Origin of the sequence: Citrobacter sp. wls714, from assembly GCF_005281025.1 — a bacterium.
Lineage (GTDB): Bacteria > Pseudomonadota > Gammaproteobacteria > Enterobacterales > Enterobacteriaceae > Citrobacter > Citrobacter werkmanii.
Genome location: NZ_SZWZ01000081.1, coordinates 1 through 9394, shown reverse-complemented (window position 1 = coordinate 9394; position 9394 = coordinate 1). Strand labels below are relative to the sequence as shown.

Genomic DNA, 9394 nt, shown 5'->3' with positions numbered 1-9394 from the left:
TCGAGTCCCGTCCGTTCCGCCACTTATTAAGAGCCCTGAGCTAACGCTCAGGGCTTTTTTCTTTGCTTGCCATATGATTATTGCTGTTTTAGCAAAAATCCTCTGCTTTAATCGATCTTTTCCTCGATCCTCTCGTTCGTCATAATGATTCCAGTTAACCCATTTTGATAAATAAAGAGGAATTTCATGACTATCCCTGCATTCGGTTTAGGTACTTTTCGTCTGAAAGACGACGTGGTTATTGCTTCTGTTAAAACGGCGCTTGAACTGGGCTACCGTGCTGTCGACACTGCGCAAATCTATGATAATGAAGCGGCTGTTGGTCAGGCGATTGCTGAGAGTGGCGTACCACGTAGCGAGCTGTACATCACCACCAAGATCTGGATTGAAAACCTGAGCAAAGACAAGCTGATCCCAAGCCTGAAAGAGAGCCTGAAAAAACTTCGTACGGATTATGTCGATCTTACGCTGATCCACTGGCCATCACCGGGGGATGCCGTGTCTGTTGAAGAATTTATGCAGGCATTGCTTGAAGCTAAAGAACAAGGTCTGACTCGCGAAATTGGCATCTCAAACTTCACCATTCCGCTGATGGAAAAAGCCATTGCTACAGTGGGCGTGGAGAATATTGCCACTAACCAGATTGAACTGTCTCCGTTTCTGCAGAGCCGCCAGGTGGTTGACTGGGCGAAAGCGCACGGTATCCACATCACCTCCTACATGACGCTGGCTTACAGTAAGGCGCTGAAAGATGAGGTGATTGCACGCATTGCGGCTAAACATAATGCGACTCCGGCGCAAGTTATCCTGGCATGGGCAATGGGAGAAGGTTACTCAGTAATCCCTTCTTCCACCAAGCGTGAAAACTTGGCAAGTAACCTACTGGCACTGGAACTGCATCTGGATGCCGAAGATAGAGCAGCGATCGCGGCACTGGATTGCAACGACCGCTTGGTTAGTCCGGAAGGTCTGGCCCCTGAGTGGGATTAATTGCCTGACCCTTTGTACCCTTTAACCCTCTTTCACAGCTCCTTCGGGAGCTGTTTTTATATGTTCACTTAAGAAGTCGATAAATGCCCGGATACGTGTACTGACGGCACGATCGCTGTAGTAAACGGCGCTGAAAGGCATTTCTACCGGCAGACGCTTATCGGCCAGCAGTTCCACCAGTTCTCCCTGCTCGATCTCTTTGTCAATCATATAATCTGAAAGACATGCAATGCCGTTACCGTTCAGACAAAGCTGTTTTAACGTTTCTCCGCTGTTGGAAGAAATCCCACATTCGATCTCATGGAGCTGCCCATCGCTACAGGCTATTGGCCAGGTATTGAGCGAGATGGGTTCAGAAAACCCCAGGCACAGATGCCGTTTTAACTCTTCAACGCTCTCAGGCTTGCCAAAGCGGGTAATATAGTCAGGTGAAGCGATAATCTTGCGATAGCTGGTAAATAACGGGCGCGCGCGCAGACTTGAATCTGTCAACGTGCCTGCGCGTATCGCAACATCCACTTTTCGTTCAATAAGATTGATGAACGTTTCTGAGGAGACAAGAGACAACGTCATTTCCGGATACCGTTCACGAAAAGGTTTGATCAGCGGCATCAGGAAATGCAGCATTACCGGCGTTGCCGCATCGATACGCAGTAAGCCGCGCGGAGTATTACGCGACTCCATGATTTCCGTTTCTGCTGCAGCCATTTCTTGCAGTATCTGCTGCACGCGCCTGAAGTATCGCTCTCCTTCTTCTGTCAGGCTCAGCTGTCGGGTCGTACGATTAAGCAGACTGACGCCGAGCTTCATCTCCAGCTTTTTAACTGCCCGGCTGACAGCGGAATTGGCCTGGCCGAGCTGCTCTGCCGCCCGACTGAAGCTGCCGCTTTCCACGACAGCGACAAAAATTGCAAGTTCTTCGGAGGTTGCTTTCATTTTTGCACCTGAAGCAAAATTAAATTGATATTTTGAATATTTTTGTCATTAAAACATCCAGGCATACTGCGTGTCATCTGATTACTGATGTTATGGAGTTATTTATGCCTCTCGCTTTATTTGCACTGACAATAAGTGCCTTCGCTATTGGAACGACTGAGTTTGTGATTGTCGGCCTGGTGCCGACCATTGCACAACAACTGGCGATCTCGTTACCTTCCGCCGGAATGCTGGTTTCAATCTATGCGCTGGGTGTAGCTATTGGCGCGCCGGTGCTGACCGCTCTGACCGGACGCCTGCCGCGTAAACAGTTACTGGTCGCGCTGATGGTCTTGTTTACGGCGGGGAATTTGCTGGCATGGCAGGCACCGGGCTATATGACATTAATCGTCGCCCGTCTGCTGACGGGTCTGGCGCACGGCGTGTTCTTCTCAATTGGTTCTACCATCGCGACAAGTCTGGTGCCGAAAGAGAAAGCGGCTTCCGCGATCGCCATTATGTTTGGCGGCTTAACGGTGGCGCTGGTAACCGGCGTACCGCTGGGTACGTTTATCGGTCAGCACTTTGGCTGGCGCGAGACTTTTCTTGCGGTATCACTGTTAGGAGTGATTGCGCTGATTAGTAGCCAACTGCTGATCCCGGCCAACATCCCCGGTCGGGCTGCCGCCAGCATTCGTGACCAGGTGAAAGTGCTGACCCATCCTCGTCTGTTGCTGATTTACGCCGTTACGGCGCTGGGCTACGGCGGTGTATTCACGGCATTCACCTTCCTGGCGCCGATGATGCAGGATCTGGCTGGATTCTCCCCGGCAGCAGTGAGCTGGATCTTGCTGGGTTATGGCGTATCTGTGGCTATCGGCAATATCTGGGGCGGTAAACTGGCAGATAAGCATGGTGCCGTTCCTGCGCTGAAATTCATTTTCGCCGCGCTGTTTGTTCTGCTGATGGTCTTCCAGGTGACCGCGTCTACTCAGTACGCCGCACTGGTCACTATTCTGGTGATGGGGATCTTTGCCTTTGGCAACGTACCGGGTTTGCAGGTCTACGTTGTTCAGAAAGCCGAACAATTCACGCCTAATGCGGTAGATGTGGCATCAGGACTCAACATTGCAGCGTTTAACATTGGTATTGCATTGGGTTCAGTGATTGGCGGGCAAACGGTGGAGCATTACGGTTTGGCGCAGACGCCGTGGATTGGCGCCCTCATTGTTCTGGTGGCTTTCTTACTGATGGGCGTCAGCGGTCGTCTTGATAAACCTGTACGCATTGCTCTGGGGTAAATCATTGATGTAAGCGCCCACTTACAAAACAAACTGCAATTGTTCGTTGAAAGTGAGTGCTAAAATCCCTATAACAGAAGAACCAGTCCGGCTGCGGACTGGTTGACGTTACAGAGGTTTGAAAGTCTAAAGTGCGAAAAAACACCTATGCCATGCGTTATGTTGCCGGACAGCCGGTAGAGCGGATTTTACCGCCAGGCTCGTTTGCGCATATTGGCCAGGCATTACCCGCAGGCGCTCCGTTAAGCAGTGAAGATCGTATTCGCGTGCTGGTATGGAATATTTTTAAGCAGCAGCGTGCAGAATGGCAGTCGGTGCTGAAAAATTTTGGCAAAGACGCGCATCTGGTGTTATTGCAGGAAGCACAAACCACGCCTGAACTGGTGCAGTTTGCGACCGCTAACTATCTCGCTGCCGACCAGGTACCCGCCTTTGTGCTGCCTCAGCACCCCTCTGGCGTTATGACGCTCTCCGCCGCCCATCCTGTTTACTGCTGTCCATTGCGCGAGCGTGAGCCTATCTTACGGCTGGCGAAATCAGCGTTGGTGACAGTTTACCCGTTGCCTGATACGCGTTTATTGATGGTGGTGAATATCCACGCGGTAAATTTCAGCCTTGGCGTTGATGTCTATAGTAAGCAGTTACTTCCTATTGGCGATCAGATTGCCCATCACAGCGGTCCGGTGATCATGGCGGGTGATTTCAATGCCTGGAGCCGTCGACGGATGAATGCGCTGTACCGCTTTGCGCGCGAAATGTCGCTGCGCCAGGTGCGCTTTACCGACGATCAACGCCGACGCGCGTTTGGTCGCCCTCTCGATTTTGTGTTCTATCGTGGTTTGAACGTGAGTGAAGCCTCTGTGCTGGTCACCCGCGCATCCGATCACAATCCGCTACTCGTTGAATTCAGTCCCGGCAAACCTGAACAATAACGGTGTGTCAGGTCTGCCGTAGGGCAGACCTGTAGTGGTGCTGCCCTTCCTATTAAACAACAACCGAAGGACAACACAATGACAACACGCTCTCATCATGACAACGTCGAAAAACAGTTTGGCTCTCAGGCTAATGCCTATTTGACCAGTGCGGTACATGCCTCTGGCCGCGATTTGCAACGCCTGTCCGCAAGGTTGTCAGCATTTCCGCAAGCCCGGTTACTGGATATGGGATGCGGAGCAGGGCATGCCAGTTTTGTGGCTGCGCAGCACGTCAGGCAGGTCGTAGCTTATGATTTATCGTCACAAATGCTTGAAGTGGTGGCGGAGGCGGCAAAAGACAGGGTGCTGGAAAACCTCTCCACGCGCCAGGGTTATGCCGAAAGTCTGCCATTTGAAGATAACGCGTTTGATGTGGTGATTAGCCGCTATTCCGCGCATCACTGGCATGATGTCGGGCGCGCGCTGCGCGAAGTGAACCGCATCCTGAAGCCCGGCGGCGTACTGATCGTGATGGATGTGATGTCGCCGGGTCACCCTGTACGTGATATCTGGTTACAAACCGTGGAAGCGTTGCGTGATACCTCGCACGTACGCAATTATTCCAGCGGGGAGTGGCTGTCTTTAATCAATGACGCCAACCTGATTGCTGACACCTTGTTAACTGATCGCCTGCCTCTGGAGTTCAGTTCGTGGGTTGCGCGGATGCGTACGCCTGCGGCGTTGACCGAAGCGATTCGTTTATACCAGGAGAGTGCTTCTGCTGACGTGAAGGCCTACTTTGCATTACAGGAAGAGGGGTCGTTTACCAGCGACACGATAATGGTAGAGGCGCATAAAGCAGGATAAATAAAAAAGGCACTGGGGGGAAACCAGTGCCTTCATTTCAACAATGTTATCAGGAGTCCGGCATACCGTTGTTTTTCACAAACAACGTTAGCTGATCGCCAGGCTGCAGGTTGTCCGTATCGCTATTCCAGCGCATCACATCCTTGATGTTAACCCCGTGACGTTTGGCAATGCTCGACAGCGAGTCGCCCTTACGCACACGATAGGTGATGCTATCGCTGTTGTTAGCCAGTCGCTGCGCGCTGGTTCCGGCGCCTACCGTCAGGCTTTGGCCTACTTTCAGGGAAGAACCACGCAGATTGTTCCACTGTTTCAGGTCTTTTGTGCTCACGCCAAGACGTGAAGCAACGCCAGAAAGCGTATCGCCAGAGCGAACCTTGTAGCTACGGCTGTTCAGCGGCGTGTTATCCGCGAGCAGCGTTGACTGCACGGCTGCAATTTCGCCTGAAGCCAGAGACTCACGCAGTTTTTCTGCATGCTTCTTTGGCACCATCACGTATTGCGGACCGCTGGCACCCAACGTGGAGCCTTTAACGCCTGCATTGAAGGTCTTCAGCTTGCTGACGGATATACCCGCCATATCGGCAACCTGAGCCATCTCAACCGGGCTATTCAAGCGAACACGTGCCAATGCGCGGCTTTCGTCTGTTGTAGGCAGACGCACGCCATAGCGTTTGCTGTTTTTGAGAATATCGCTCAAAGCCAGCATTTTGGGCACATACAGCTTCGTTTCCTGAGGCAACGGTAACGACCAGAAGTCGGTGGATTTACCACGCGCTTTGTTCGTTTTGATCGCCTTCATCACGCGACCTTCACCACTATTATAAGCAGCAATGGTCAGCAGCCAGTCGCCATCAAACATCTTGTTCAGACGCTGCATCATGTCGAGCGCGGCAGTGGTGGAAGCCACAATGTCGCGACGTGCATCATAATTGCGGGTCTGCTTTAAACCATAATTGCGCCCCGTGCTCGGAATGATCTGCCAAATACCTGCGGCATTGGCGCCAGACGTTGCGTGAGGATCAAAAGCGCTCTCCACTATGGGTAGTAGTACCAGTTCCATTGGCATGTTACGTTTCTTAACCTGCCCGGCTATCCAGTACATATACGGCTCTGCCCGTAAAGTTACATCGTGGAGATAGCTCTTATTGCGTAAATACTTCTGTTTCTGTTCGCGAATCCGGCTGTTTTCCGGAATTCCCATCTTTAGCTCGTCACCAATGAAAGCCCACAAATCTTGATCAGCAGCGATAGATGTTCCATCGTCCATCCATCGCGCCTGACTTGTAAACTTTCCTGCTTCCCCTTGACCAGCTGCAGAAAGGCTCTGTGCGTGCTGTTGGACGTTACCAGTATTCTGGCACCCAACAAGCAGGACAGAGGCGAGTAATATCGCTTTTGCCTTCATGTGTGTGTCAATAGTTGCTTAAAAGACGACCGATCATAACGGCGAAGTTTTCAAAAGGCAACCCGGAATTGTCAGAACGTATCTTTCTTTGACCTTAACCAGGCAAAACGCTCTTCAGGTTGTTGCAATATTGTTTCTTTGTTTATTTCGTTAATTAAATCAATATCTTCAGTTCGCAAAAAAATATTATTTCGCCGCTCATTTTTCAGAATTACGGGTAGTGTCATTTGTTTTTTTACGCGTAACTCATTAACTTTACGATAATATTCATTTATGAACGAATCGTGCGGGAGGATGCTTAAAGCAAACTTCATATTTGCTAATGTGTACTCATGTGCGCAACAAATCAAAGTATCATCGGGAAGAGCGCTGATTCTTTTAAGTGATTGATACATCTGCGTTGCAGTACCTTCGAAAAGCCGACCACAGCCCCCAGAAAAGAGCGTATCTCCGCAAAACAGGTAAGGTTGGCTAAAGTAACAGATATGTCCTAAAGTGTGACCCGGCGTGGCAATTACCTTAAATTCATGCCCCAATACGAGTGCAATATCGCCATCTTCGACTATGTGCGTCGTTCCCTTATCTTGCGTTTCAGCCGGTCCGTATACCACTATTTGTGGGAAGTGTTGCAGGAGTTCTTTCACGCCGCCAACGTGATCCTGATGATGATGGGTCAGCAGAATGGCCTCTGGCACCCAGTTATGTTCTGCAATGGCTTGCAGAACAGGGGCGGCTTCGCCCGGGTCGACAATCAGACAATGTTGGTCATTGTTTGACAGGACCCAGATGTAATTGTCCTGAAATGCAGGAATACTGTTAAGATTCATATCTTACCTCTCAAAGCGAAACGGAAGGTTATGATGAAACCGGCAAGGATCCCTCAAACTGTCGTAGCGCCCGTGAGCTGGGGTGATTTACCCTGGGGCGAATACTATCGTGAGGCGCTGGAGCATCAGCTTAACCCGTGGTTCGCAAAAATGTACGGTTTTCATCTGCTTAAAATTGGTAATTTAAGCGCAGAAATCGATTCTGAAGCGTGCGCGGTTTCTCATCAGGTAAATGTTTCTTTGCTGGGGTCTCCCATGCAGGTAACGGCAGATCCTTTGCATCTGCCCTTTGCCGATAAGTCGGTGGATGTCTGTTTGTTGGCCCATACGCTACCGTGGTGTTCCGATCCACATCGGTTACTGCGTGAAGCCGATCGCGTGCTGATTGATGACGGCTGGTTGATTCTGAGCGGGTTTAATCCGGTAAGCCTGATGGGACTGCGTAAACTGGTGCCGATATTGCGCAAAACCTCGCCTTACAACAGTCGGATGTTTACCCTCATGCGTCAACTGGACTGGCTCTCTTTGCTAAATTTTGAAGTGCTGCACTACAGCCGTTTTCATGTCCTGCCCTGGAACAAGAAGGGCGGGAAAATGTTAAGCGCCCATATTCCTGCCCTGGGATGTTTGCAACTGGTGGTCGCACGTAAGCGCACCATTCCGCTTACGCTCAACCCAATGAAACAAAATAAAAGCAAAACGCCAATCCGCCAGGCCGTTGGCGCTACCCGGCAATACCGCAAACCGGACGCTTAAGACTCGGCCTGATAACCAATATCATCCTGAGTGGGGCTCATTGCCGCGGCGCGCGCAAGCTCATCGCAGCGTTCGTTTTCCGGATGACCCGCATGGCCTTTAACCCATTCCCATTTGATTTGATGTGGACCCAGCGCGGCATCCAAACGTTTCCACAGATCGACGTTCTTTACCGGTTTTTTATCTGCCGTTTTCCAGCCGCGCTTCTTCCAGTTGTGGATCCATTGCGTGATGCCCTGGCGTACATACTGGCTGTCGGTACTGAGTATCACTTCACACTGTTCTTTCAGGGCTTCCAGCGCAACGATTGCCGCCATCAGCTCCATGCGATTATTGGTTGTGAGGTTGTACCCTTCACTAAAGGTTTTTTCGCGTCCGCGATAGCGTAAAATCGCCCCGTAACCACCTGGCCCAGGATTTCCCAGGCAAGAACCATCGGTGAAAATTTCTACCTGTTTAAGCATCTCTGGTAGACTTCCTGTTTTAGCAAATCGAAATCAAACGATAAGTCTGACATAAATGACCGTTATGAGCACTGGAATTACACGACAGGTAGTCCTCGATACCGAAACCACCGGTATGAACCAGATTGGCGCCCACTACGAAGGCCACAAGATCATTGAGATCGGTGCGGTTGAAGTGGTGAACCGCCGCCTGACCGGTAATAACTTCCACGTTTACCTGAAGCCGGATCGGCTGGTGGATCCGGAAGCGTTTGGCGTACACGGCATCGCAGACGAATTCCTGCTCGATAAGCCTACGTTTGCCGAGGTGGCCGATGAGTTTCTCGACTACATTCGCGGCGCGGAGCTGGTCATCCATAACGCATCGTTTGATATCGGCTTTATGGATTACGAGTTTGCTAAGCTCAATCGTGGTATTCCGAAAACCAACGAATTTTGCAAAATAACCGATAGCCTGGCGCTGGCAAGGAAAATGTTTCCTGGCAAGCGAAACAGCCTTGATGCGTTATGCTCGCGTTATGAAATAGACAACAGTAAACGAACCCTGCACGGCGCATTGCTCGATGCCCAGATTCTGGCCGACGTTTATCTGATGATGACCGGTGGGCAGACCACCATGGCGTTCTCGATGGAAGGCGACAGCCAGCAGCAAAATGACACGGGGATCCAACGCATTGTTCGGCAGTCCAGCAAACTACGCGTTGTTTTTGCCACTGATGAGGAGTTAGCAGCCCATGAGTCGCGGCTTGACCTGGTGCAGAAGAAGGGGGGAAGTTGTCTCTGGCGGGCGTAGATGACCCAATTACAGTGCAGAAATGACCATTCGGGTGATTTTTGCAGCAAACGATTAAAAACGTGAGAAAAAGCGTTGACGAGGCGCGAGGCAATCCGTAATATTCGCTTCGTTCCCAAGCGGAACACAACGCGGAGTGGTAGTTCAGTTGGTTAGAAT

Annotated in this window: 9 protein-coding genes and 1 pseudogene; 6 read left to right on the top strand and 4 right to left on the bottom strand. The window is 50.9% G+C overall.

What is annotated here, in order from left to right:
• Positions 1 to 186: 186 nt before the first annotated feature.
• Complete coding sequence (dkgB, locus tag FDX11_RS17325) at positions 187 to 990, top strand: 2,5-didehydrogluconate reductase DkgB (RefSeq protein WP_137398300.1); 804 nt, start codon at positions 187 to 189, stop codon at positions 988 to 990.
• A gap of 21 nt (positions 991 to 1011) precedes the next feature.
• On the opposite strand, the gene yafC is transcribed toward dkgB, so the two are convergent.
• Positions 1012 to 1926: a DNA-binding transcriptional regulator YafC gene (yafC, locus tag FDX11_RS17320; protein WP_137398299.1), complete on the bottom strand. Its 915-nt coding sequence runs from the start codon at positions 1924 to 1926 to the stop codon at positions 1012 to 1014.
• Between the two features lie 104 nt (positions 1927 to 2030).
• On the opposite strand from yafC, the gene FDX11_RS17315 reads away from it, so the two are divergent.
• The 3 genes from FDX11_RS17315 to FDX11_RS17305 all read left to right on the top strand — a co-directional run bounded on the left by FDX11_RS17315 (position 2031) and on the right by FDX11_RS17305 (position 4987).
• The gene (locus FDX11_RS17315; RefSeq protein ID WP_042310505.1) at positions 2031 to 3206 is read left to right on the top strand and encodes an MFS transporter; all 1176 of its coding nucleotides are present in this window, start codon (positions 2031 to 2033) and stop codon (positions 3204 to 3206) included.
• Positions 3207 to 3337: 131 nt separating this feature from the next.
• Positions 3338 to 4138 carry an endonuclease/exonuclease/phosphatase family protein gene (locus FDX11_RS17310; RefSeq protein ID WP_038637479.1) on the top strand — a complete coding sequence of 267 codons (801 nt, stop codon included), beginning with the start codon at positions 3338 to 3340 and terminating at the stop codon, positions 4136 to 4138.
• A 78-nt stretch (positions 4139 to 4216) separates the two neighbouring features.
• Complete coding sequence (locus FDX11_RS17305) at positions 4217 to 4987, top strand: class I SAM-dependent methyltransferase (RefSeq protein WP_137398298.1); 771 nt, start codon at positions 4217 to 4219, stop codon at positions 4985 to 4987.
• A 49-nt stretch (positions 4988 to 5036) separates the two neighbouring features.
• Here FDX11_RS17305 and mltD read toward each other — a convergent pair whose 3' ends face one another.
• Complete coding sequence (mltD, locus tag FDX11_RS17300; RefSeq protein ID WP_042310500.1) at positions 5037 to 6395, bottom strand: murein transglycosylase D; 1359 nt, start codon at positions 6393 to 6395, stop codon at positions 5037 to 5039.
• 71 nt (positions 6396 to 6466) lie between these two features.
• Complete coding sequence (gene gloB, locus FDX11_RS17295) at positions 6467 to 7222, bottom strand: hydroxyacylglutathione hydrolase (RefSeq protein ID WP_042310498.1); 756 nt, start codon at positions 7220 to 7222, stop codon at positions 6467 to 6469.
• Positions 7223 to 7255: 33 nt separating this feature from the next.
• On the opposite strand from gloB, the gene FDX11_RS17290 reads away from it, so the two are divergent.
• Positions 7256 to 7978, top strand: a complete 723-nt coding sequence (locus FDX11_RS17290) for a class I SAM-dependent methyltransferase (RefSeq protein WP_137398301.1) — start codon at positions 7256 to 7258, stop codon at positions 7976 to 7978.
• Here the strand turns inward: FDX11_RS17290 and rnhA are convergent.
• Positions 7975 to 8553: pseudogene (gene rnhA, locus FDX11_RS17285) on the bottom strand (ribonuclease HI). The gene FDX11_RS17290 and the pseudogene rnhA sit on opposite strands and share 4 nt — an antisense overlap.
• On the opposite strand from rnhA, the gene dnaQ reads away from it, so the two are divergent.
• Positions 8507 to 9235 carry a DNA polymerase III subunit epsilon gene (gene dnaQ / locus FDX11_RS17280; protein WP_042310534.1) on the top strand — a complete coding sequence of 243 codons (729 nt, stop codon included), beginning with the start codon at positions 8507 to 8509 and terminating at the stop codon, positions 9233 to 9235. The pseudogene rnhA and the gene dnaQ sit on opposite strands and share 47 nt — an antisense overlap.
• The last annotated feature ends 159 nt before the right edge of the window (positions 9236 to 9394 follow it).

Coding starts and splice junctions, on each gene's coding strand:
- FDX11_RS17315 (WP_042310505.1), top strand. CDS start 2,031: ATGCCTCTCGCTTTATTTGCACTGACAATAAGTGCCTTCGCTATTGGA.
- FDX11_RS17305 (WP_137398298.1), top strand. CDS start 4,217: ATGACAACACGCTCTCATCATGACAACGTCGAAAAACAGTTTGGCTCT.
- FDX11_RS17290 (WP_137398301.1), top strand. CDS start 7,256: ATGAAACCGGCAAGGATCCCTCAAACTGTCGTAGCGCCCGTGAGCTGG.
- dnaQ (WP_042310534.1), top strand. CDS start 8,507: ATGAGCACTGGAATTACACGACAGGTAGTCCTCGATACCGAAACCACC.
- mltD (WP_042310500.1), bottom strand. CDS start 6,395: ATGAAGGCAAAAGCGATATTACTCGCCTCTGTCCTGCTTGTTGGGTGC.
- dkgB (WP_137398300.1), top strand. CDS start 187: ATGACTATCCCTGCATTCGGTTTAGGTACTTTTCGTCTGAAAGACGAC.
- gloB (WP_042310498.1), bottom strand. CDS start 7,222: ATGAATCTTAACAGTATTCCTGCATTTCAGGACAATTACATCTGGGTC.
- yafC (WP_137398299.1), bottom strand. CDS start 1,926: ATGAAAGCAACCTCCGAAGAACTTGCAATTTTTGTCGCTGTCGTGGAA.